Below are 23,220 nucleotides of genomic sequence, written 5' to 3'. Positions count from 1 at the left end.
GGTGTCGCGAATCAGGCGGGTGCGGTCTCTGCGCCACCACGGCGCAACGGATTGGGCAGCGCCTGGCCCTGCTCGGTGAACTGTAGCGAGACAGAATTCAGACAGTGACGTTCGCCGCTGGGGGGCGGACCGTCCGGAAACACATGGCCGAGATGGCTATCACAGCGTGCGCAGACGATCTCGGTGCGGATCATGCCGTGGCTGGTGTCGCGCACCTCACGCACGTGGTCCGGGTGATAAGGCGCGAAGAAGCTGGGCCAGCCCGTGCCGGAGTCGAACTTGGCGCTGGAGCGGAACAGCGGTAGTCCGCACAGTCTGCAGGTGTAGACGCCATCGAGCTTGTTGTCCAGGAACGCACCGCAGAACGGCGCCTCGGTGCCATGTTGCAACAGGACCCGCCGGGCTTCGGTATCGAGTCCGGCGATCAGGTGCTCGCGTTCGGCGGCGCTGGGGGGCGTGAGGTCGAATGGGTGCATGGCATGTCCCGTGGCGGGGTGTGAGTGTGAAAGATGTGGGCTTTCGATAGGGGATCAAGCCGCGGCCGGTGGCGACGGCGGGCTGCCCAACGGCGACGGGCGCCGCATTCGTTCTTGGGCGAAGAAGGCCGGTGCTTTTTTAACAGCGATACGTCCTCGCGCAGCCGCTGGTTCTCACGCTCCAATCCACGGATGCGTTCTGCTCCAGCGTCAGCGGCCGGCCTAGTCCTTAGCTGGGCGGTTTGCTCGGCATGGTACTGGGCCAGCCAGCGGCGCACGGCGCTATCGACCAGATCCAGGTCGCGCCACACTTGGCCCATGCTGAAGCCATTGCCGCGGATCATGTGCATCACCTGCAGCTTGAAGGTTGCTACGCGGGCGGAAATTCATGTCGTCTTCGATCCCCGTTGGGGAGGATCGTCCGCTATCGAGATGTCCACGAGAATTAAACTAAGACAGTTTCATTGTGGAACCACTGGCAGGGTGATGCGATCGCGTCTGCAAGTGTCGCGCCCGGTCCATCACCGATATTGTTTGACGCTGATAGTTAATGATTGAATTGCTGTCAAGCGCGTTAAAAAATGAAGGGCGCTTTGCACTGGCACCCGCTGGGCTAGAGTTTAACAATGCATGCGCATCCTCTGCCACATTACAAAGGAATAGTCATGGGCGCATATTCTGCCAAACGTCACTTTTGCAAGAGTGCCATGTGTGCCGTGTTCGCACTGGCGGCCGTTGCCGTCACATCGGTCGGCGCACAACAAACTCAGGCTGCGAATAGTTTTGCATACAATTATAATCTCGATGCAAAGTATATTATGATAAAAACGCCAAAATTTCTGGCGGCGAGACGTGTACGCCCTTGAGTCCGCCGCCAAGGGACGCTCAAGGTAACTTCACTGGCACTGGCAGAGGTCAGCACCTGCTAGTAGGTTTCACTTTCAACATGCAGGCGATGCGCGATGCGGACTTTACCATCCCTTTGGAGGGTATATACCAAAATGGGTACGTAGTACAGAGTCCGCGGAGGTTGTTTATTCGTATTTCCAAATCAAAGATCCTGATCAGTACCGGCTGATCAGTAGCGTGTAACAGCCGTTGATTATGCGCGGTGGCCCACCGTGACACGGGTCGCCGCGTTGCCGATGTCAGTGTCGCCGCGCAGAACCCACACATCCGGCGGTGGCGTTCATCATCTCCGTGTCCTTTCGGGCAAGACGTTGAACAGGCGCCGTCATACTTCCGGCCGGGTTCAACGTCAGCTGGTCTGTCGTGGTGGCGTATTGGCGGCTGAGATCGGTATGCACTACCGTCCGTGCGTGGGCTGGCGCAGGACGATGGTCCTCTGCAATCCGGTGCAGATCAGCTCGGCGACCAGATAGGCTAGCTTGAGGTAGTGCGGGTCCAGCCGCGCGTAGTAGCCGGTGATGGCGCCATCGCGTTCGAGCCGGCGTATCCGCTCGATGCAGCGGGGGGCACAAGCCCCGCCTGTCCCCAGTTCGGTAAACCAGATGCGGCTCTCCTGTTGCAGGATGCGTAGGGTCTTGCGCGCTCGATCTTGTCCAGTTTGCGGGGGTGTGGGGCCATATGCGTGAGTCTCAGTGTTTTAACCTACCGTGTGAGCCAAAATTGGGGGAAAATCCGCGGGTGGCTGCCTATACTGCGGCTAAACCCATCCATGGCGCTATTCAGCCAGGGATTTGATCCAGACGAGGTAGAAGCATGCGCGTCCTGATTTTGGGCAGTGGTGTGATCGGTACGGCCACGGCCTGGTATCTGGCCCGCAGCGGCTGTGAGGTGAGCGTGGTCGACCGCCAGCCGGCGGTCGGGCTGGAGACCAGCTATGCCAATGCCGGGCAGGTCTCGCCCGGCTACGCCTCGCCGTGGGCCGCACCGGGGGTGCCGCTGAAAGCGTTGAAGTGGCTGTTCCAGCGCCATGCGCCGCTGGCGATCACCCCCACCGCCGATCTGAAGCAGTATCTGTGGTTGGCGCAGATGCTGCGCAATTGCACGGCTGAGCGCTATGCGATCAATAAAGCACGCATGGTGCGCCTGTCCGAATACAGCCGCGATTGTCTGGATCAGTTGCGTGCCGAGACCGGCATCGCCTACGAAGGACGTCAGCTCGGCACTACCCAGTTGTTCCGTACCCAGGCCCAGTTGGACGCCGCGGCCAAGGATATCGCGGTGCTGCGCGAGTACGGCGTGCCCTACGAGTTGCTGGACCGCGCCGGTATTGCCCGAGTCGAGCCGGCCCTGGCCGACGCGCCTGCCACGCTGGTCGGTGCGTTGCGCCTGCCCAACGACCAGACCGGCGATTGCCACCTGTTCACCCAGCGTCTGGCCGCGCTGGCGACGGCGGCAGGGGTGCGGTTTCGTCATGGCGAGACGATCCAGGCGTTGCTGGCCGATGGCGACCGCCTCGATGGCGTGCGCATCGGCGGCCGTGTGGAGCGTGCCGATCGCTATGTGGTTGCTCTGGGCAGTTATTCCCCGGCGTTGCTCGCGCCGCTTGGCATCCGCCTGCCGGTATATCCGCTGAAGGGCTACTCGTTGACCTTGCCGATCCGCGACCCCGCACGAGCACCGAACTCCACCATCCAAGACGAAACCTACAAGGTGGCGATCACCCGCTTCGACCAGCGCATCCGCGTCGGTGGCATGGCCGAACTGGCGGGTTTTGACCTGTCGCGGCCGGCGCGACGCCGCGCCACGCTGGAGAAAGTGGTGCGCGAGCTGTATCCGCACGGTGGCGATCTGGCCGCGGCCGAATTCTGGACCGGGCTGCGCCCCGCGACCCCGGACGGTACTCCGGTGGTCGGCGCCACCGGCTACCGGAATCTGTTTCTCAATACCGGCCACGGCACCCTCGGCTGGACCATGGCCTGCGGTTCCGGTCGCTATCTGGCCGACCTGATCGCGTCGCGTCAGCCGCAGATCGATGGCGAAGGTCTGGACCTGTTCCGTTATTCGCGTCCTGCCGGCGTACCCGCTGCGGAGGCCCCTGCGTGCGCCCAGCCCGTGCGCTGATCGATCTCCACGCGCTGCGCCATAACTATCGTTTGGCCAGGCGGCTCGGGGGCGGCAAGGCGCTTGCAGTGGTCAAGGCCGATGCCTACGGGCATGGCGCGGTGGCGTGCGCGCGTGCGCTGGAGGCCGAGGCGGACGGGTTTGCGGTGGCTTGCATCGAGGAGGCGCTGGAACTACGTCAGGCTGGCATCGCGGCACCGATCCTGCTGCTGGAAGGCATCTTCGAGGCCGACGAATTGCCGCTGGTCGCCGAGCATCGGCTGTGGTGCGTGGTGGCCTCGCCCTGGCAGGTGGAGGCGATCGCCGCCTTCGCCGCACCGCAGCCGCTGTGCCTGTGGTTGAAGCTGGATAGCGGCATGCACCGGCTCGGCCTGGCCCCGGACGCATTCCGTGCCGCGCATGCACGGCTGAGCGCATTGCCGCAGGTCGAGCGGCTGGTGCTGATGAGCCATTTCGCGCGTGCCGACGAGTTGGAGAGCGAGCGCACACTGGAACAGGTCGAGGTGTTCCGGCAGGCCACTGCCGACCTGGCTGGCGAGATCAGTCTGTGCAATTCGCCGGCGTTGTTGGGTTGGCCGCAGGTGCGCAGCGACTGGGCGCGTCCGGGGTTGATGTTGTATGGCGCAGACCCGTTCGCGGCGGCAGCGGTGCTGCCGGGCGAACTGCGCCCGGTGATGACCTTGCAGTCCAAGATCATCGCGGTGCGCGATCTGGAACCCGGCGAGCCTGTCGGCTACGGTGCCCGCTTCGTCGCGCCACGGCCGACCCGGGTGGGCGTTGTGGCGATCGGCTATGCCGATGGTTATCCGCAGTTGGCGTCGAATGGCACACCGGTGCTGATCGACGGTATGCCGGGTGAGCTGATCGGACGCGTGTCCATGGACATGCTCACTGTGGATCTGACCGAACATCCGCAGGCCGGGCTTGGCAGCCTGGTGCAGTTGTGGGGCGCGCAACCGCGCATCGATGCCCTGGCCGCACACTGCGCTTCCAGTGCCTATCGCCTGCTGTGCGGGTTAAAGCGCGCACCGCGCCACTACCTGGGCGATTAATGGCCGGCTCGCGCCCGCGTCGCATCAGCGCTCGGCGACGGCGGCGTCCTTGCGCAGCTCGCGATGCAACCAGTCTTCAAGCATGCGCTTTTCGTAGCGTAGTGGATCGGTACTCAGGCCGACCGAGCGATTGAGCAGATAGCTGCCGTCCAACAACTTGCGCTTGCCCTGTGCCAGCACTTGGCCATTGGCGCCGTATAGCGTGAAGGTCAGATTGATCCGGGGTGGGTAGATGTCGCGCATCACCCGCACATCATTCCATTGCAGACCGTGCCAGGGCTCGTAGTCGCCGGCGCGCTTGATGTCGGTCAGTTCGATATTCAGGCGCTGGCCCGGCTGCAATTGTCTGCTCGCCTGCTTCTGTAGGTAAACGGCCAGGTCGTGTACCCAGTCGCCGCGCTCGGCGTCCCAGCGGTTGCGGCTTTGGCGTAGTTCGCTGAACGTGGCCGGGTCGGCCCAGCCGACTTGCACCGGGCTATCGCCGGCGATGCTGCGCGGGGCCTGCGGATCGGTGACGTTGCGGATCTCTGCGTGGGCTCCGCCCGCCCACAGGCAGGCCACAGCCAGCGCCATCCAGGCAGAACGGATCGTCATGGCGGATCTCCAGGAGGTGTCGGTCAAGTGTGTGCGCGTGCTGCCATGTCTGCAATCGCGGTGACGCCGATGGCACGGCGGATTGTTCGCTGATTCATCTGCGCGCCGTCCACACACGTTTGGCTGCTGCGCAGTCGTTTTGTTAGCCGCTCTAAATGCTGTCCCCTGGCCCGTATCCTGACAGGGCGGGGCGGGGCGATCGTGTCTGGAAGCATTGCGCTCGGTCCGCTGAAAATATTTTTTGATACTAAAAGCATTTTGTGATCGTTGTTTCAAGCCACCGTACTACGGGTCGTCGCGTTGCCGATGTCTGTGCTGCCGCGCACAATCCATCCAGCGGCATGCATGATGTCCGTATCTCGGCCAAGGCGTTGCAGATGCGCTGCCATGGGTCCGACCCGCATGCCACAGATGGATTGCCGAAGGTACCGAAGCGTTCGTGCAGTGCGTGTCGCTGGGTCTGCTGGGGCATGTGGCGCTTCTGCCCGGGCGCGCCAAGGCTTGACGGCGGCCGTGCCGCTTCAACAAGATGGAGGTTCATCCTTGGTGTCCTGGCGTGCTGTGTTGCTGGGTAGGCTGATCGCATCGCCCATTCCTCAACGCAGGCCGCGTCTAGAACAATTGCCGTCATGTATGCCAGTTCCGATCCCTCCTCGGCTCCGCTTGCGCAGGCGAATGATCTGCGTTATCGCGAGATTTTCGACAAGATCGACTGCGGTTTCTCGGTGGTGCAGGTGTTGTTCGATGGCGCACGTGCAGTGGATTACGTGTTCCTGGAAGTCAATGCGGCGTTCGAACGCGAAACCGGCATGCATGATGTGGTCGGCCGACGCATCCGCGAGCTGTCGCCGGCTCATGAGGAGCACTGGTTCCAGCGTTACGGCGAAGTTGCGCTGAGCGGCCGTTCGGCCAAGTTCGAGAGCTTTGCCGCCGATCAGGGCCGTTGGTGGGCGGTGGATGCGTTTCGTATCGGCGTGCCAGAGCAGCGTCAAATCGCCGTGCAGTTTCTCGACATCACCGAGCGCAAACGGGTTGAGCGCGATCTTGCCGAAAGCGAGGCGCGCTTCAGCGCGCTCGCCGAGGGGTTGCCCATGCCGGTGTGGGTGCTGGATGTCAGTGGCGAATTGCGTTTCACCAATACCGCCTACGCGGAATTTTTCGGCATCGATGCGCAGGCCGACGCGACGCGTCCGAGTTGGAGCGATGTGCTGCATCCGGATGATGCTGGCGTGTTTGCCGTCGAGTTGCGCAATGCGCTGTGCGATCAACGCAACTTACGTGCGCTGGTGCGTGCGCGCCGTCATGACGGCCAATGGCGCTGGGTCGAGATGACGGCAGTGCCGCGTTACTCCGCCGAGGGGCAATTCATTGGCTTGGCCGGTAGCAGTCCGGACGTTACCGAACGCCGCGATATCGAATTGGCGCGGGAGCAATTGCTGGACTCCGAGCGCAGTGCGCGTAACGCTGCCGAGAGCATGGCACGGCTGAAGGACGAGTTTCTGGCCACCTTGTCGCACGAACTGCGCACGCCGTTGACCACCATTCTCGGCTGGAGCGATCTGCTGTTGCAGCGATTGCCGCCGGACGATCCCAGCAGCAAGGGATTGTCGGTCATCGCCAGCAGCGCGCGTGCGCAGCAGCGGCTGATCTCGGACATGCTCGATCTGAGCAGCATGCTGCTGGGCAAGGTGCAGTTGGAAGTGGAAGCGCTGGATCTGGCCGAGCAGGTGCGCGAGGCGATGCGCGCGCAGGAGCCTGTGGCCAATGGCAAGGACCAGGCATTGACCCTGCAGGCGCCATCGCAGCCGTGCATGGTGCTGGGCGACGCCACGCGCTTGCAGCAGGTGTTCTGGAACCTGTTGTCCAATGCGATCAAATTCACGCCTGCGCATGGGCGTATCGCCTTGACGATCGAGGTGGATGCCGACGGCGAGCACGTCAATATCGCGGTGCGCGATTCCGGCGATGGTATTTCTGCCGACTTCCTGCCGCATCTGTTCGGCCGGTTTCGCCAGGCCGACAGCACCACCACCCGCTTGCATGGTGGGCTGGGTCTTGGCTTGGCGATCGTGCAGCAGTTGGTGGAGATGCACGGGGGGCAGATCAGCGCGGCCAGCGAAGGTCGCGGTTGCGGCGCGGTGTTCACCGTGCGTCTGCCGTTGCACCGTGATGCCTCGTGCAAGCGTCCGTTGCGCGAGGTGCGCGCGTTCGCGACGTCCGAGAAGGTGGTCGAGGCGCATGCGCTCAAGGGCATGCGTTTGCTGGCAGTGGAAGATCAGCCGGATATGCTCGATTACCTGCGTCGTCTGCTCGAAGAGCAGGGCGCGCAGGTCATCGTGGCCGGTTCCGCCAGCGAAGCCTTGGAGCTACTCGGTGGTGATGGTTATACCGCCATCGACGTGATGGTGACCGATATCGGCATGCCGGGCATGGACGGCTACGGCCTGATTCGCACTGTGCGCGAGATCATGTGCCTGGGTGCGGCCGAACTGCCGGCGGTGGCGGTGACCGCGCTGGCGCGCGATGACGATCGCCGGCGCGCGTTGCAGTCCGGGTTTCAGGAGCATCTGGCTAAGCCGTACAGCGTGGCGCAGTTGGTATCGGCGGTGCGCTTCGCTCGGCAGGGCTGATGGCGGTTGCCGGCTGGCGTGTGGAGTGCATGCGAGGATGGCAGCGTGCGCTTCCGTTATCGTCTCGACGGTGCAGGTGATGCCGCCATTGCGCAGCGTAGCTGATGGCGCAGGAGGGGCGGCCTAGAAGTTGCGTCGATGACCTGGCCGATGCTGTCGATACATCGTCCGCATTTGCTGGTCGCATGAATCCGCGCCGTGCGCTGGTGCTCACGGCGTTCCTGGCGCTGTGATTGCCGTGCCGTCACCTTGACGTAGATTTCACTTTTTCTCTGGCGCGGCTGTGCATTATCGCCGTTCGCCCGGTTTCCTGGATCTCCACGACGCATGGCTATTTTTTCGCCGATTCGTGCATGTTGGGTCGTGTGCGCCCTTGCGGTTGTCTTGCTCGCCGCTTGTGGCGATACCGCCAAACATTCCATCGAGGATGGTATGGGACCGAATCCGGTATTGCCCGATCCGGTGAGGCGGATGATTCCCACGGTGAAGATCGCGCAGGTCAAGCGCTGGGCCGCCGGTGCCGCACCGGTACCGGCCGATGGCTTGGCGGTGCAGGCATTCACGCGCGATCTGGATCACCCACGCTGGCTCTATGTTCTGCCCAATGGCGATGTGTTGGTGGCTGAGACCGCGGCACCGCCAGCGCCGAACAAGCAAAGAAGCAGCGGTCTGCGCGACAAGATCCAGGGTGCGATGATGGCCAAGGCTGGCGCCAGTATGCCCAGCGCCAATCGCATTACCTTGCTGCGCGATGCCGACGGCGATGGCGTGGCCGAAGTGCGCACGCAGTTTTTGACGGGCCTGCATTCCCCGTTCGGGATGGCTTTGGTGGGGCATCGTCTGTACGTTGCCAATGCCGACGCGCTGGTCAGCTTCCCTTACAAGGAGGGCGATACCCAGATCAGTGCCGCGCCCAGTGTCCTGGCCAATCTACCGGGCGGTATCAATCACCACTGGACCAAGAGCCTGTTGGCCAGCCGTGATGGCAAGAAGCTCTACGTGGGTGTGGGTTCCAATAGCAACGTCGCCGAGAATGGCATGGAACAGGAGCTCAACCGCGCGGCAATCCTGGAAGTGGACGTGGCCAGCGGTGCCACCCGGGTGTTCGCCGGTGGTCTGCGTAATCCGGTGGGATTGGCCTGGCAACCCGGTACCGACACGCTGTGGACGGTGGTCAATGAGCGCGACGAGCTCGGCAGCGATCTGGTCCCCGACTATTTGACCTCGGTGCGCGAGGGCGGTTTCTACGGCTGGCCCTATAGCTATTACGGCCAGCATGTGGACGAGCGGGTGCAGCCGCAGAACCCGGAGCTGGTGGCGAGCGCGATCAAACCGGACTATGCGCTCGGCGCGCATACGGCGTCGCTGGGGCTGGTCTTTTACGAGGGGGCACTGTTGCCCGCAGCTTACCGTGGTGGCGTCTTTGTCGGTCAGCACGGCTCCTGGAATCGCGATCCGCCATCGGGTTACAAGGTCATCTACGTGCCCTTTGTCGGCGGCAAGCCCAGTGGCAAGCCGCAGGATGTGCTGACCGGTTTCCTGGATGTCGAAGGCCACGCACAAGGCCGCCCGGTAGGGGTGGCGGTGGACAAGCCCGGTGCATTGTTGGTCGCCGACGATGTCGGCAACGTGGTCTGGCGGGTCACGCCGAAGATGGGTAGATAAGCATGATCGGTTGCCGCAGTTGCCGCATCGGTTCGCGCTGGAGAGGCAACTGCATCGAATGGGCTCAATGCGCCACCAGCGCCGGCTCCACGCCGAAGCGGCGTGCGTAGCCGCGTTCGTCGAATACGCGCTTGACCTCGGTATCGTCCAGTCCTGGTGCGGCGTAAATGGCGTAGATCACGCGGCCGTCGTCGTGTTCTCCACGCTGGTGCAGACGATAGCGCAAGCGTTGGCTGTCGGCGCTGTTCGGATAGTGCAACGGTGGTTGGTTGCCATCCAGCTCCACCTCGCTGTTGTCGACGACACCACCGATGAAGACTGCGCGCATGCTGCTTCTCCAAGCATTGAGTGCATCCACACTAGGCGCGGGCATGTTGTCGGCGCATCAACACGACGTTGGATTGGCGCACAGTCCGGTCGACTGTCGCACTCCCGGTAGAATGCGCGTCCCACCCGAGTGCGATTCCCGATGCCGGCTGTCCAAGATGCTCCCCTCGACACGCTGTTCCTGCCGTTCGCCCAGGGCAGGCTGCCCTGGCCAGCCGGCAAGGTGCTGTTCTTGCGCGCGCGCGAGGGTTGGGCGCTGCGCCAGTATGCGCAGGCGACGCAACTGGTCTGCGAACAGGACTACCGCCCATTCGCAATGGCGTTGCAGCAGGGTGGGTGGCAGGTTCGCGCGGAGCAGGCAGGCGCTCATGACGATCCTGGTGGTTATGCGCTGGTGCTGGTGCTACCGCCACGCCAACGCGAGGAGGCAAGGGCCCTGCTGGCACGTGCGTTGGCGCTGGCCGCGCCGGGCGGCGTGGTGGTCGCCTGCCAAGCAAATAATGAAGGCGCGCGCTCCGGCGAAGACGATCTGCAGCAATTGGCTGGCCTCGGCGGCAAACTGATGAAACACCATTGCCGTGTGTACTGGACCGCGCCCCTGCACGGAACGCACGATGCCACCCTGCAACAGCGCTGGGCCGCTGCGGACGCGCCGCGACCGATCCTTGGTGGGCGCTTCCTTAGCCGTCCCGGCGTGTTCGCCTGGGACCGCATCGACCCGGCTTCGGCGCTGTTGGCCGAGCATCTGCCAGTGGACCTGCGCGGGCGTGCCGCCGATCTCGGCGCTGGTTACGGTTATCTGTCGTCCGAATTACTGGCGCGCTGCGCGCAGATCACCGCGTTGGATCTGTTCGAGGCCGATGCGCGCGCGCTGGCAATGGCGCGCCATAACCTGGCACAGACCTCGGCCACGGTGACGTTGGGCTTCCACTGGCACGACGTCACCGCGGGGCTGCCTGCGCACTACGACGTGATTGTCAGCAATCCGCCGTTCCACGCGCCCGGTCGGATGGAGCGGCCGGACATCGGTCGCCGTTTCATCGCGGTGGCCGCGCAGGCGCTGACGCCTGGCGGGCGCCTGTATCTGGTCGCCAATCGGCACCTGCCCTACGAGGCGGTGCTCGATGCCAGCTTCGGCGCGACCGAGGTGGTCGCCACCCGCGACGGTTTCAAGCTGATCTGTGCGGTGCGCGCTCGCACGACGGTACGCCGATGAAGCTGGTCAAACATCTGGCCAACCTGGGGTATGGCAGCCGCAAGCAGGTGGCGCTGATGTTTCGCGAGGGACGTATCACCGATGCCGACGGCGATGTCCTGTATGCCGACGATCAGGTGCCGCATGCGGCGATCCGGGTCGATGGCGAGGTGCTGGACCCGCCGCCGGGGCTGCTCCTGGCGTTGCACAAGCCGGTCGGCTACACCTGTTCGACCAAGGATCCCGGACGCATCGTCTACGATCTGTTGCCGCCGCGATTTCGCCTGCGTTCGCCCCTGCTGTCCACGGTCGGACGCCTGGATCGCGACACCAGCGGCCTGCTGTTGATGACCGACGATGGCGTCCTGCTGCATCGCATCGTCGCGCCGAAGTCGCGTTTGGCCAAGATCTACGAGGCGACCCTGGCCGAGGATCTGCGTGGCGATGAGGCCGCGCAGTTCGCCAGCGGCACGTTGTTGCTGGACGGCGAAACCACGCCCTTGCTGCCGGTGGAAATGGAGGTGCTGGGCGCGCGGCAGGTGCGTGTCGCCTTGCACGAAGGGCGTTACCACCAGGTGCGGCGGATGTTCGCCGCGGTCGGCAACCATGTGATCGCGCTGCACCGTTGCCGTATCGGTGGCCTGGCGTTGGACGAGCTGCCGGCTGGGCAGTGGCGTGTGCTGGAGTCGGCCGAGCTGGCGCAACTGTTTGGATAGCAGTCTGGATTCGCAACGCGCTGAGACGTGTTGCGTTGAACATTGTGGCTTGAGTAAAACCACGCTGCGCGATGTGCGGTGTGGCTAACAGGCGTGATCGGGAAAGTGGGTTGCACCTCAGCGTGCGCGCTTGCAATCGCTGATTGTTGCCAGTGGAAAATCTCCGCTGTGGTGGCGCAGTGGAGGATCGACGGGGTCACTCGAACAGCTTTTCCCAGCCGTCCACGCCAAGTTTCTCCAGCGTTTGCAGGTTGCGTTCGACGATCACGTCCGCGTCCGGGAACGCGGCCACCGCGCGTTCCACGCTGTCCTCGCGCAGCAGGTGCAGGGTGGGGAAGGGCGCGCGATTGGTGTAGTTGCCGATGTCGTCCGCTGCGGTGCCGGCGAACTGGTAGTGCGGATGGAAGCTGGCCACTTGCAAAATGCCTTGCAGATCCAGTGCTTGGACCGCAGCGTCAGCGTTGTCGAGGAAGTCGTTGTAGTCCAGGAAATCCTGCAGCACGTGTGGATGCACGATCAGCGTGGTGTCGATCTGTTCTGCCGGGGTATCGCGCAGCAGCAGCAGTTCCTCGGCCAATTCTTCGAGCAGGGCTTCGGGCGTGGTCGCATCGCTGAGCACGTAGCGCACTTGCTGCTTGACGGATACCGCCTTGGCGAATGGACACAGGTTCAGGCCGATCACTGCGCGTTCCAGCCATTGGCGGGTCAGTGCGATGGGATCGGCGGTGTGGCAGGGGGGCGTGGGATCCATGGCGACGGTGACGTTGGGTAGAGCGCTGGCGCGCAAGTGTATGCCGGATGCGGGGTGTCCCGGTGCGGCCGCTGGCATGGCGCGGGCAGCGGCGCGGCGGCGACATCGGTAGGATAGGTGCTCTTTTTCCGAGGAGTCGCCATGCCGTCTTTCGACGTCGTTTCCGAAGTGGACAAGCACGAACTGACCAATGCGGTGGATCAGGCCAACCGGGAACTGGCCACGCGCTTCGACTTCAAGGGCGTGCAGGCCACCTTCGAGCTGGACAATCAGGTCATCGCCCAGTCCGCGCCCAGCGATTTCCAACTCAAGCAGATGACCGATATCTTGCGCGCGCGCCTGCTTGCGCGTGGCATCGACGTGCGCTGCCTGGAGTTCGGTGACGTGGAGACCAATCTGGCTGGCGCGCGGCAGAAAGTCACCGTCAAGCAAGGTATCGAGCAGAAGCTGGCCAAGAAGATCGTCGCCACGCTCAAGGAGGCCAAGCTCAAGGTCGAAGCCCAGATCAATGGCGAGAAACTACGCGTCAGCGGCAAGAAGCGCGATGATCTACAGGACGCGATCGCCCTGCTGAAGAAGAGCGATTTCGAGCTGCCATTGCAGTTCGACAACTTCCGCGATTGAGCCCCCGGCGGTGCATGGCCGCCGCCGCATGCCGATAGGCATCGGACGTGGATCGCGGCGATAATCCGCGCATGCCCCGTTCCCGTTCCAATGCTGTGGCTGCGGCGTGGATGATCGCTGCGGTCGCGTTTTTCTCGCTGATGGACGTGGCGATGAAGTTGCTCAGCGCGCATTATCCGGCGCTGCAGATGGCGACGTTGCGTGGCGCCGCCTCGCTGCCATTCGTGTTGTTATGGGTACTGATTAGCGCTGGGCCACGCGCGATCATGCCGGTGCGCTGGGGATTGCATCTGTTGCGCGGTGTGCTCGGCATCGCGATGATCGCCTGCTTCGCCTGGGCGTTGCGCCACCTGTCGCTGTCCACCGCCTATACCATCTACTTCGTTTCGCCGCTGCTGGTGGCGGCGTTGTCGGTGCCGTTGCTTGGCGAGCACGTCGGCCCGCGGCGCTGGGCCGCGATTGGCCTCGGCTTGGTGGGCGTATTGGTGGTGCTGCGGCCGGGTGTGGGAGGGCTGATCTCGCTGCCAGGTCTGATGGTATTGCTGGCGGCCGGTGCCTATGCGGTGGCGACGATCCTGGTCAGCCTATTGGCGCGCAGCGATACCCCGCAGTCGCTGGTGGTCTGGTTTTTATTGCTCATGGCATTGGGCGCTGGTGCGTTGGCGCTGCCGGGATGGACACCGCTGCAAGCGGCCGATGCGGGCTGGATCACCCTCATGGGGCTGGCCGGTGCGCTGGGCCAAGTCGCGCTGACCCAGGCATTTCGCCGTGGCGACGCCTCGCTGATCGCGCCGCTGGAATACAGCGGCCTGCTGTGGGTGATCCCCTGGGATTGGCTGCTCTGGCGCACGCTACCCGATGTCTGGACCTGGGTGGGGGGGGCGATCATCGTCGCCAGTGGCCTGTATCTGCTGCATCGCGAGCGGATACGTGCCGTGTCCCATCCGCCGCCGCAGATGCACCCCTGACCTGGTCGGTGCCGGCCATGCGATGCGGGCGTTAGCGTCGCTAACACAACGACGGTCTCGCCCTCGGACAGGCGCGGGCATTGCTCGGAATCCTCATGTACTCCCTGTACACTGCGGTTCCTGCGCGCTGTCCGCGCCCACCCGACAGCGACTCGCGACGTGTTGTTAGCCACTCTCAAAATCCGATGGCATAACACTCGCCATCCTGGCCTGATAGGCTTTGCCCCCTTTCTTGAGGGCACCGTGTGGTGATCCAGTTCGAGCGCCTGCACAAGTCCTATGACGTTGCCGACCAGCCGGTCGTGGCCCTGCATCCGCTCGATCTGCGGATCGAGGCCGGCGAGGTATTCGGCATCATCGGCCATTCCGGTGCCGGCAAATCCACCCTGATCCGGTTGATCAACCGGTTGGAGGAGCCCAGCGGCGGACGTTTGCGCATCGACGACGAGGACGTCACCGCGCTGGATCGTGCCGGGCTGCGCACGCTGCGCCAGCGTGTGGGCATGATCTTCCAGCACTTCAATCTGTTGTCCTCGCGCACCGTCGCCGGTAACGTCGCCTTTCCGCTGGAGCTGGCCGGCACGCCGCGTGCGCAGATCGATCTGCGGGTGGCCGAACTGCTGGCTCGGGTCGAATTGACCGAACACGCCAGCAAGTATCCGGCGCAATTGTCGGGCGGACAGAAGCAGCGTGTCGGCATTGCCCGCGCCCTGGCCACGCGGCCGCGCATCCTGCTGTGCGACGAGGCCACCAGTGCATTGGATCCGCAGACCACCGCCTCGGTGCTGGCGTTGCTGGCACAGATCAACCGCGAGTTGGGCCTGACCATCGTGCTGATCACTCATGAAATGGAGGTGATCCGCCGGGTCTGCGATCGCGTAGCGGTGCTGGATGCCGGGCACTTGGTGGAAATCGGAGCGGTGACCGATGTCTTCCTGCACCCGCAGCATCCGACCACCCGCCGCTTCGTCTCCGAAGCCGAGCATGTGGATGAGAGTGAACTGCATCGCGACCTCGTCGCGGTCGCCGGGCGCGTCTTGCGGTTGACCTTCCTCGGTGCCGACACCTACGCGCCGCTGCTCGGGCATATCGCCCGTACCACCGCAGTGGACTACAACATCCTGTCCGGGCGCATCGACCGGATCAAGGACACCCCGTATGGTCAGCTCACTTTGGCCCTTGTTGGTGGCGACATCGACGCGGCGCAGGCCGCATTCGTCGCTGCCGGCGTGCATGTGGAGGAACTGCGTCGATGAGCTGCTTCGCGATTGCTGCCGGTGGCCTCTTCCGCCATCTCGATGCCGATAAATGGAACGAGATCGGCCGTGCCACGCTGGATACGCTGATGATGCTGGGTGGCGCGCTACCGCTGACCTTGCTGATCGGTTTACCGCTAGGCGTGTTGTTGTTTCTGGTCGGACCGCGCCAACTCCATCGGCGGCCGTTGCTCTACGGCATGCTGGCGCTGGCGATCAATGTGCTGCGTTCGGTGCCCTTCATCATCCTGATGATCGCGATGATTCCGCTGACCCTGTGGGCGATGGGTACTTCGTTGGGGGTACGTGGCGCGATCCTGCCGCTGGTGGTGGGCGCGGCACCGTTCTATGCGCGCCTGGTGGAGACGGCGTTGCGCGAAGTGGAGCGTGGCGTGGTCGAAGCCAGTCTGGCGATGGGCGCGACCACCTGGCAACTGGTGACGCGGGTGCTGTTGCCGGAGGCGCGGCCGGGCCTGATCGCCGGTGCCACCGTCACCACGATTGCACTGATCGGCTTCACCGCGATGGGCGGCGCGATTGGCTCCGGTGGCCTGGGTGACTTGGCCTATCGCGATGGCTATCAACGCTCGCATGCCGACGTGGCGCTGGTCACGGTGCTGTTGCTGCTGGTATTGGTGCAGGCGTTGCAGATGCTCGGTGATCGTTTGGTTGCGCATTACAGCCGGCGCTGAGTGCAGTTCTCGCAGTGGCTTCAGCCGCGCATGCGTTGCATGCAATTCCTCGATGACGGCAAATCCGTTGCGAACATCAGGATTGTTTCGCACGCTGCAGTCAGGTCTGCTAGCGTGCGTCCATGGCGGTCGCCAGCCGCACTTCTTTTTCACGTTTTTGGATTCTTGCCATGACCCGACTCCCCTTGCGTCTCTTGCTCGCCGCCGCTGCCGTGCTTGCACTGGGTGCCTGCGCCAAGTCCGATTCCGCTGCCGACGTGTCTCACCTCAGCATTGCCGCCACGGCTGTGCCGCATGCCGAGATTCTGGAGGTGGTCAAGCCGATGCTGGAGCAGCAGGGGGTCATCCTGGACGTGCGCGTATTCAACGATTACGTGCAGCCCAACGACCAGGTGGTGCAGAAGCAGATCGACGTGAACTACTTCCAGACCGAGCCGTATCTGCAAGCCTATAACCGTGACCGCAAGAGCGATCTGGTGACCGTGGTCGGGGTGCACATCGAGCCGTTCGGTGCCTATTCGCGCCGTTTCAAGTCACTGGCCGAGTTGCCGCAGGGCGCCGACGTGGTGATTCCCAACGATCCCAGCAACAACAGCCGCGCATTGATCCTGCTGGACAAGGCTGGGGTCATCAAGCTCAAGGATCCGGGTAACGCGCTCTCGACGCAGCGCGATATCGTGTCCAATCCCAAACAGTTGAAGTTCCGCGAGCTGGATTCGGCGATGTTGCCACGGGTACTGGAGCAGGTCGATCTGGCGCTGATCAACACCAACTACGCGCTCGATGCCGGGCTCAACCCGACCCGTGACGCGCTGGCGATTGAAAGCAAGGATTCGCCATACGTCAACTTTCTGGTCGCTCGCGCCGACAACAAGGACGACCCGCGCGTGCGGAAATTGGCCAAGGCGTTGACTAGTCCGGAGGTGAAGGCTTTCATCCTGCGCAAGTATCAGGGCGCGGTGCTGCCGGCGTTCTGATGCGGGGGCGGTTGGTCAGGCAGTTGTGGTCTTGGTCGGCGTGTCGTGTCGCGACAAAAACAAACGGGCCCGTTCGGGCCCGTTTGCTTATGCGATGGAGCGAAGGTGCTTAGAAGCGTGCACCGATACCGAAGCTGACCAACCACGGATCCAGCATCAGTTCCTTGCCGGTGCCGCTGCCGGCAACTTCCACTTCCGGGCGCGAGCGCATGTAGCGCGCGTCGGCACGGGCGAACCAGGTGGAGTTGATGTTCATGTCCACGCCGACGGTGCCCATGACACCCTTGGCGGTGTCCAGACTCACGTGGTCGCCGGTCGCCGAGAGCCCGTCGATCTTCTCGTGGCTGAAGTTGGACTGGTAGTAGCCAACGCCCACGAACGGACGGAAGATATTATCTGCCGCACCGAAGTGGTACTGGCCGCTCAGCGCCACCGGCTGCTGCTTGACGCTGCCGACCTTGCCGACGGCATCGGTACGGACGCGGTGGCTGAACTTGTCTGCCGCGCCCCACAGTTCGACCGCCCAGTTGTCGTCGATCAGCCAGCTGGCGCTGATGGTCGGCGCCGGGCCGCCGTCGACATGCAAGCCATTGGCAGGCTTGGAGTGCGGATCGATCAGCGTCGCACTACCAACGACAGAAAAATGCTTGCCGGATGCGGTGTCGGCATCCTGCGCGAACGCGGCAGGCGCAAAAGCAAGGGCGGAAAGCACAGCCAAGCTCAGAATTTGAATGGACCGCATGGGAATCTCCTCATCTTTTCTTGTTGGCCACGGGAAGTGGGCGGGGACAACGTATCCACGGAAAGATGAATCCCCGCCGACCCTGGCCGGGCGAGTGAGGATGACGTTCAGGCACGTCCTTGCGATGCTTCAAATAACGAGGTTTTAAGACTTATGGGCGTTCAATTATGTGATGGCGACGTGAAGAATTCGCCATTGTTGCAGGGCTTACCTGCGCAGATCCGCGACGATTGTCGTGTGCTCGTACTGGGTTCGATGCCCGGTGCGGCTTCCTTGCAACAGGCGCGCTACTACGCGCATCCACGCAATCGGTTCTGGCCCCTGATGGCGACGCTGTGCGGTTTCGATCCGGCCCTGGACGAGATGCAGCGCCTGCGCGCGCTGCACCTGGCCGGTATTGGTCTGTGGGACGTGATCGGTCAATGCCAGCGCCGTGGCAGCCTGGATGCGGCGATCGTGCGCGGCAGCGAGGTGCCCAACCCCTTGCCTCAGCGGATCGCGCAGTTGCAGCATTTATGCGCGATTGCCTGCAACGGTGCTGCTGCAGCGCGGGCGTTCGCCCGTTTCGTGCAGCCGCAGTTGTTGCCACGCGATCCACCGTTGCACCTGCTGAAATTGCCGTCCACCAGCCCGGCCAATGCGGGCTTTGCCCTACCGCGCTTGTTGCAGGCGTGGATGCCGCTGCGGGCGTGGTTGACGTTGCCGCTGACGTCGCGTTGAACGTCAGCGCCGCGCGCGCAACCACAGTGTCTGTGCCACCAGTGCCGCGGCCAGTGCCAGTGCCGCCCATGCCGCGCTGTACGCCCCGTCCAGGGGGCTGCCAATCTGCTTGACGTAGACCGCCGCCAGCGCCCACAGTGCGGCCGCGGCGTAGACCGGGTTGCCGCGCATCGCACGGTTCATGCTCAGTAGCAGCACGGCTGCCAGTGCGAGTAACGCCAGGCTCCACGGCAACATGTGCGTGGTCGACAGCCAGCGGTAGGCCACGATCACCTGCGCGGTGTTCAGGAAAGCCGCCAGCGAGAGCCAGCCGGCATGCAGCGACAGCGGCAACCATGCCCACGTTGTCTGTTTGGGCTTGGTAGCGCGCATGCGCGACAGCCGCAGCGCCGCCAGCGCGACGCTGCCCAGCGCCGCCCAGATCACCGCCAGCGCCAGCAGGAAGTGCTGTTGCGAAAACACCGGCATCCAGGCCGCAGTCAGCGCGAATCCCAGCGCCGCCGGCCAGCGCACCCGCGCCAGGGTGCCGTCGTGTCGCCGTGTCAGTTGCCACAGGCCGAAGCCCACGTCGAGCAGGAAGATCACGCCCCAGATCGCGAAGGCGTAGCCGGCCGCGATGATCAGGGTGGGGTAGTTGTCCGAGATCGCGCCGTTGCTCGGGCCAAACGCGCCACGTTGTGAAAACCAGGCGACCAGCGGCATCGCCAATGACATCAAGAGCACCAAGATCCGCATGAGCATCCTCACAAAAACTTGGGGGATGTTAAAGAAGCCTTCGTTAAGGCAGTGCGCCGTCGCACGCGGCGCATCGGGTCAACATGCGCAGGCGTACAGTCCCTTGCCGATGTGGCTTGTGCCGTTCGGCAGGGGCGCGGCGATGGGCCATGACGGGTTTTTGCTCCGACAATGGTTGGCGCTGCGGCTGCGGACGGCCACAATAGGGGTTTCCTCTCATCAAGTTGCTGGAGTTGCCCGCATGGCCGAAATCAAGGAAGCACGTGTCCCCGATATCGGTGACTACAGCGATGTCCCGGTAATCGAAGTACTGGTGGCGGTGGGCGACACGGTGAAGAAAGACCAGAGCCTGGTCACGCTGGAATCGGACAAGGCAACGATGGAAGTGCCATCGCCGTTCGCTGGCGTGGTCAAAGAGGTCAAGGTCAAGGTGGGCGATAGCCTGTCCGAGGGCAAGCTCGTGGCGCTGATTGAGGTGTCCGCAGAGGGCGCCTCCAGCGCGCCTGCGGCCGCGGCCAAGGCGCCGCCCGCGCCGGCCAAGCAGGACGTCGCCCCGGCAGCGCCCATCAAGCAGGAGACGGCCACGTCAGTACCGGCTGCGGCTGGCGGGGTGGTCGAGGCGACGGTGCCGGACATCGGCGACTACAGCGACGTGCCGGTCATCGAAGTGCTGGTGGCCGTCGGCGACACGGTGAAGAAAGACCAGAGCCTGGTCACCCTGGAGTCGGACAAGGCGACGATGGAAGTGCCTTCGCCGTTCGCTGGCGTGGTCAAGGCGCTCAAGGTCAAGGTGGGTGATCGCCTGTCTCAAGGCAAGGTGGTGGCGCTGATCGAAGTGGCTGGCGCCGCCGCTGCGCCGGCCGCCGCCGCGCCGGCGGTTGGTGCGGTGCAGCCAAGCGCTCAAGCTGCTGGCGGTGCCTCGGTGCCGGCCGCGTCCACGTCAGGCGCGCAGAGTCCGGTCAAGGCCGCCGCGTCGTCCGCGACGCAGAACAGTCCGCCGGTGGAGTTCAATGCCGATAGCGTGCTGCCGCACAAAGTGCCTTACGCCAGTCCGGCGGTGCGGGTGTTCGCGCGTGAGCTGGGAGTGGATCTGTCCCAGGTCAGCGGTTCCGAGCAGGGCGGTCGCATCAGCAAGGACGACGTGCAGCGCTACGTCAAGGCGGCGTTGTCCGGCGCTGCCCCCGGCGCTGTGTCGGCAGCCGGCGGCAACGGTCTGAACTTGCTGCCGTGGCCGAAGGTGGACTTCGCCAAATTCGGCGAGGTCGAGGTCAAGCCGTTGTCGCGGATCAAGAAGATTTCCGGCGCCAATCTTGCGCGCAACTGGGCGATGATTCCGCACGTCACCCAGTTCGAGCAGGCCGACATCACCGATCTGGAAGCGCTGCGCGTGGCGCTGAACAAGGAGAACGAGAAGGCTGGTATCAAGCTGACCATGCTCGCCTTCCTGCTCAAGGCCAGTGCCGCGGCGCTGAAGCAGTTCCCGGATTTCAACGCTTCGCTGGACGCCAGTGGAGAGAACCTCACCCTGAAAAAATACGTCCATATCGGTTTTGCCGCCGACACTCCGAACGGATTGGTGGTGCCGGTGATCCGCGACGTGGACAAGAAGGGCGTGGTCGAACTGGCGCGCGAGAGTGGCGAGCTGGCCAAGAAGGCTCGCGATGGCAAGCTCGGCCCGGCCGAGATGAGCGGCGGCTGTTTTTCGATCAGTTCGCTCGGCGGCATCGGCGGCACCGCGTTCACGCCGATCGTCAATGCGCCGGAAGTGGCGATCCTGGGCGTGTCCAAGTCGTCGATTCAACCGGTTTGGAACGGCAAGGAGTTCGCGCCGAAGTTGCTGCTGCCGCTGTCGCTGAGCTACGACCACCGGGTCATCGACGGTGCCGCCGCCGCCCGCTTCACCACGTATCTGAGCCAGGTGCTGGCGGATATGCGCCGCGTGCTGCTGTAACGCTAGCTGCGCCGGTGCCGCGCTTGTCGCGGCGTCCGTTACCCCTTTACCTGCGTGCGTCGCGTTCAAGCGCGGTGCGTGCCGACGAACTGCAAACGCCCATCGCTGCGCCGATGGGTCACAGGAGAAGCTGCATGGCGGTCATTGAGGTCAAAGTCCCGGATATCGGCGACTACAGCGACGTTCCGGTCATCGAGGTGCTGGTCGCCGTCGGCGATGTGGTGAAGAAGGACCAGAGCCTGGTCACCCTGGAATCGGACAAGGCCACGCTGGAGGTGCCGTCCGCGGCGTCCGGGGTGATCAAGGAGTTGAAGGTCAAGCTCGGCGACACCTTGTCCGAAGGGGCGGTGATCGCGTTGTTGGAAATGGCGCAGGACAATGCCGCGTCGCCTGCCGCCAAGGCCGAGGCGCCTGCCAGCGCGCCGTCGGTACACTCTTCGCAGCCTGCCCCGGCCGAGCGGTCGGCGCCGACGCCCGCCTCCTCCAGCGGCAAGCCTGCCGACATCACCTGCAAGATGGTGGTGCTTGGCGCCGGCCCGGGGGGCTACACCGCCGCGTTCCGGGCTGCCGACCTAGGGTTGGATACGGTGCTGGTCGAGCGCTATCCCAGCCTCGGCGGCGTCTGTCTCAATGTCGGCTGCATTCCGTCCAAGGCGCTGCTGCACGCGGCGGCGGTGATCGATGAAGTCGCGCATGCCGGCGAGTTCGGCGTGGATTTCGGCGCCCCCAAGATCACCCTCGACCGGTTGCGCGAGTACAAGGAGAAGGTCGTCGGCAAGTTGACCGGCGGCCTGGCTGGCATGGCCAAACAGCGCAAGGTCCGCACCGTCACCGGCGTGGCCAGCTTCGTTTCGCCCAATGAGCTGGAGATCGTCGGCAGCGATGGCAAGACCCAGTTGCTGCGTTTCGAGTATTGCGTTGTCGCCGCCGGCTCGCAGGCGGTGAAGCTGCCGAACTTCCCGTGGGACGACAAGCGGGTCATGGATTCCACCGACGCGCTGGAATTGCAGGAAATCCCCAAGACCCTGCTGGTGGTCGGCGGCGGCATCATTGGTCTGGAAATGGCCACGGTGTACAGCGCACTGGGCAGCAAGGTCACCGTGGTCGAGTTCATGGACCAACTGATGCCCGGTGCGGACAAGGACCTGGTCAAGCCCCTGGCCGATCGGCTGAAGCAGCAGGGTGTGGAAATTCACCTGGGAACCAAGGCGGCGGCGGTCAAGGCCGAGAAGAAAGGCATCACCGTGACGTTCGAGGCCGCTGCGGCGGGGGCGGCGCCGGCATTGGCCGCGACCACCTACGACCGCGTGCTGGTTGCGGTGGGGCGCGCACCCAATGGCAAGAAGATCGGCGCCGACAAGGCCGGCATCCACGTCACCGAGCGCGGCTTCATCCCGGTCGATCGGCAGATGCGTACCAATGTGCCGCATATCTTCGCTATCGGCGACATCGTCGGGAACCCGATGCTCGCGCACAAGGCCACTCACGAAGGCAAGCTGGCCGCCGAAGTGGCCGCCGGCGAAAAGAAGGAGTGGGTGGCGCGGGTGATCCCATCGGTGGCCTATACCAATCCGGAGGTCGCCTGGGTCGGTGTCACCGAGACCGAAGCCAAGGCCAAGGGGCTGAAGGTGGGCGTGGCCAAGTTCCCGTGGGCGGCCAGTGGTCGCGCCATCGGTATTGGCCGCACCGAAGGCTTCACCAAGTTGATCTTCGACGAGCAGACGCACCGGGTCATTGGCGGCGCCATCGTGGGCGTGCATGCCGGCGACTTGCTGGCTGAAATCTGCCTGGCGATCGAGATGGGAGCCGAGGCCGAGGACATCGGTCATACCATTCATGCGCATCCGACCCTGAGCGAGTCGGTCGGGATGGCCGCCGAGGTCTATGACGGCACGATTACCGACCTGTACATCCCGAAGAAGAAATAGCATCCGCGCCGCGCCGCTTCCTGCTCACGCTGAAGCGGCGCATGCGGCCAGCGGCATGCCGCGTGTTGTGCGCGAAAGCATGCGACGACTGCACGCAAGTGCGGCGCCATCGAGCGCCTGGCAGCGGCGAAGGATGGGGTGGATCGCCTAAATGCTTAATGCTTCAGGTTGGCTGTCGTGGTGCCGCGACA

The 23,220-nt window shown here is 64.0% G+C and carries 20 protein-coding genes, 1 other RNA gene and 1 pseudogene; 15 read left to right on the top strand and 7 right to left on the bottom strand.

Annotation, left to right across the window (positions count from 1 at the left end; translation table 11 throughout):
- Nucleotides 1-11: 11 nt before the first annotated feature.
- Nucleotides 12-476 (bottom strand): peptide-methionine (R)-S-oxide reductase MsrB, encoded by a 465-nt coding sequence (gene msrB / locus XANALMUS060_RS08470; RefSeq protein WP_045738027.1) that lies wholly within the window; start codon nt 474-476, stop codon nt 12-14.
- A gap of 1,372 nt (nt 477-1,848) precedes the next feature.
- Nucleotides 1,849-2,063 (bottom strand): annotated as a pseudogene (locus XANALMUS060_RS21925) (AsnC family transcriptional regulator); the annotation flags it as partial.
- A 135-nt stretch (nt 2,064-2,198) separates the two neighbouring features.
- Here XANALMUS060_RS21925 and XANALMUS060_RS08460 point away from each other — a divergent pair.
- Both XANALMUS060_RS08460 and alr read left to right on the top strand, forming a co-directional pair.
- On the top strand, nt 2,199-3,506 hold the full coding sequence (locus XANALMUS060_RS08460; RefSeq protein WP_045738025.1) for a D-amino acid dehydrogenase: 1,308 nt from the start codon (nt 2,199-2,201) through the stop codon (nt 3,504-3,506).
- Nucleotides 3,485-4,558, top strand: coding sequence for an alanine racemase (gene alr / locus XANALMUS060_RS08455; RefSeq protein WP_045738024.1), 1,074 nt, complete (start codon nt 3,485-3,487; stop codon nt 4,556-4,558). The genes XANALMUS060_RS08460 and alr overlap by 22 nt, the downstream gene beginning before the upstream one ends.
- A gap of 24 nt (nt 4,559-4,582) precedes the next feature.
- Here the strand turns inward: alr and XANALMUS060_RS08450 are convergent, their stop codons facing one another.
- Complete coding sequence (locus tag XANALMUS060_RS08450) at nt 4,583-5,152, bottom strand: DUF3016 domain-containing protein (RefSeq protein ID WP_045738023.1); 570 nt, start codon at nt 5,150-5,152, stop codon at nt 4,583-4,585.
- 629 nt (nt 5,153-5,781) lie between these two features.
- Here XANALMUS060_RS08450 and XANALMUS060_RS08445 point away from each other — a divergent pair.
- Both XANALMUS060_RS08445 and XANALMUS060_RS08440 read left to right on the top strand, forming a co-directional pair.
- Nucleotides 5,782-7,782, top strand: a complete 2,001-nt coding sequence (locus XANALMUS060_RS08445) for an ATP-binding protein (protein ID WP_045738022.1) — start codon at nt 5,782-5,784, stop codon at nt 7,780-7,782.
- Between the two features lie 327 nt (nt 7,783-8,109).
- Entirely contained in the window at nt 8,110-9,447 is a 1,338-nt protein-coding gene (locus XANALMUS060_RS08440) for a sorbosone dehydrogenase family protein (protein WP_045738021.1), read from the top strand.
- 64 nt (nt 9,448-9,511) lie between these two features.
- Here XANALMUS060_RS08440 and XANALMUS060_RS08435 read toward each other — a convergent pair whose 3' ends face one another.
- Nucleotides 9,512-9,775, bottom strand: a complete 264-nt coding sequence (locus XANALMUS060_RS08435) for a hypothetical protein (protein ID WP_045738020.1) — start codon at nt 9,773-9,775, stop codon at nt 9,512-9,514.
- 141 nt (nt 9,776-9,916) lie between these two features.
- On the opposite strand from XANALMUS060_RS08435, the gene XANALMUS060_RS08430 reads away from it, so the two are divergent.
- A complete protein-coding gene (locus XANALMUS060_RS08430; protein WP_045738019.1) occupies nt 9,917-10,990 on the top strand; it encodes a class I SAM-dependent methyltransferase in 1,074 nt (357 codons plus the stop codon).
- Entirely contained in the window at nt 10,987-11,685 is a 699-nt protein-coding gene (locus XANALMUS060_RS08425) for a pseudouridine synthase (RefSeq protein WP_045738018.1), read from the top strand. The genes XANALMUS060_RS08430 and XANALMUS060_RS08425 overlap by 4 nt, the downstream gene beginning before the upstream one ends.
- A gap of 196 nt (nt 11,686-11,881) precedes the next feature.
- On the opposite strand, the gene XANALMUS060_RS08420 is transcribed toward XANALMUS060_RS08425, so the two are convergent.
- Complete coding sequence (locus XANALMUS060_RS08420) at nt 11,882-12,436, bottom strand: DUF1415 domain-containing protein (RefSeq protein WP_045738017.1); 555 nt, start codon at nt 12,434-12,436, stop codon at nt 11,882-11,884.
- Nucleotides 12,437-12,577: 141 nt separating this feature from the next.
- Between XANALMUS060_RS08420 and XANALMUS060_RS08415 the strand changes: the two genes are divergently transcribed.
- The 6 genes from XANALMUS060_RS08415 (at nt 12,578) to XANALMUS060_RS08395 (ending at nt 16,953) form a co-directional block, all read left to right on the top strand.
- Nucleotides 12,578-13,060, top strand: coding sequence for a YajQ family cyclic di-GMP-binding protein (locus XANALMUS060_RS08415; protein ID WP_045738016.1), 483 nt, complete (start codon nt 12,578-12,580; stop codon nt 13,058-13,060).
- A 71-nt stretch (nt 13,061-13,131) separates the two neighbouring features.
- Nucleotides 13,132-14,028 (top strand): DMT family transporter, encoded by an 897-nt coding sequence (locus XANALMUS060_RS08410; protein WP_045738095.1) that lies wholly within the window; start codon nt 13,132-13,134, stop codon nt 14,026-14,028.
- A gap of 95 nt (nt 14,029-14,123) precedes the next feature.
- A non-coding RNA gene (locus XANALMUS060_RS18490) (sX9 sRNA) lies at nt 14,124-14,199 on the top strand.
- Between the two features lie 77 nt (nt 14,200-14,276).
- Nucleotides 14,277-15,284, top strand: coding sequence for a methionine ABC transporter ATP-binding protein (locus XANALMUS060_RS08405; protein ID WP_045738094.1), 1,008 nt, complete (start codon nt 14,277-14,279; stop codon nt 15,282-15,284).
- A complete protein-coding gene (locus XANALMUS060_RS08400; RefSeq protein WP_045738015.1) occupies nt 15,281-15,976 on the top strand; it encodes a methionine ABC transporter permease in 696 nt (231 codons plus the stop codon). The genes XANALMUS060_RS08405 and XANALMUS060_RS08400 overlap by 4 nt, the downstream gene beginning before the upstream one ends.
- 170 nt (nt 15,977-16,146) lie before the next feature.
- A complete protein-coding gene (locus XANALMUS060_RS08395) occupies nt 16,147-16,953 on the top strand; it encodes a MetQ/NlpA family ABC transporter substrate-binding protein (RefSeq protein ID WP_045738014.1) in 807 nt (268 codons plus the stop codon).
- A gap of 109 nt (nt 16,954-17,062) precedes the next feature.
- On the opposite strand, the gene XANALMUS060_RS08390 is transcribed toward XANALMUS060_RS08395, so the two are convergent.
- Nucleotides 17,063-17,695: an OmpW family outer membrane protein gene (locus XANALMUS060_RS08390; protein ID WP_045738013.1), complete on the bottom strand. Its 633-nt coding sequence runs from the start codon at nt 17,693-17,695 to the stop codon at nt 17,063-17,065.
- Between the two features lie 180 nt (nt 17,696-17,875).
- Between XANALMUS060_RS08390 and XANALMUS060_RS08385 the strand changes: the two genes are divergently transcribed.
- Complete coding sequence (locus XANALMUS060_RS08385) at nt 17,876-18,415, top strand: DNA-deoxyinosine glycosylase (RefSeq protein ID WP_152640440.1); 540 nt, start codon at nt 17,876-17,878, stop codon at nt 18,413-18,415.
- Nucleotides 18,416-18,418: 3 nt separating this feature from the next.
- On the opposite strand, the gene XANALMUS060_RS08380 is transcribed toward XANALMUS060_RS08385, so the two are convergent.
- The gene (locus XANALMUS060_RS08380; protein WP_045738093.1) at nt 18,419-19,150 is read right to left on the bottom strand and encodes a tryptophan-rich sensory protein; all 732 of its coding nucleotides are present in this window, start codon (nt 19,148-19,150) and stop codon (nt 18,419-18,421) included.
- Between the two features lie 241 nt (nt 19,151-19,391).
- On the opposite strand from XANALMUS060_RS08380, the gene aceF reads away from it, so the two are divergent.
- Together aceF and lpdA are read left to right on the top strand one after the other, a co-directional pair.
- Nucleotides 19,392-21,101 carry a dihydrolipoyllysine-residue acetyltransferase gene (aceF, locus tag XANALMUS060_RS08375; RefSeq protein ID WP_045738011.1) on the top strand — a complete coding sequence of 570 codons (1,710 nt, stop codon included), beginning with the start codon at nt 19,392-19,394 and terminating at the stop codon, nt 21,099-21,101.
- 134 nt (nt 21,102-21,235) lie between these two features.
- Nucleotides 21,236-23,029, top strand: a complete 1,794-nt coding sequence (gene lpdA, locus XANALMUS060_RS08370; protein WP_045738010.1) for a dihydrolipoyl dehydrogenase — start codon at nt 21,236-21,238, stop codon at nt 23,027-23,029.
- Nucleotides 23,030-23,220: the final 191 nt, after the last annotated feature.

This window comes from Xanthomonas sp. MUS 060 (assembly GCF_000963215.1).
Classification (GTDB): domain Bacteria; phylum Pseudomonadota; class Gammaproteobacteria; order Xanthomonadales; family Xanthomonadaceae; genus Xanthomonas_A.
This window is presented reverse-complemented; position numbering and strand designations above follow the sequence as displayed.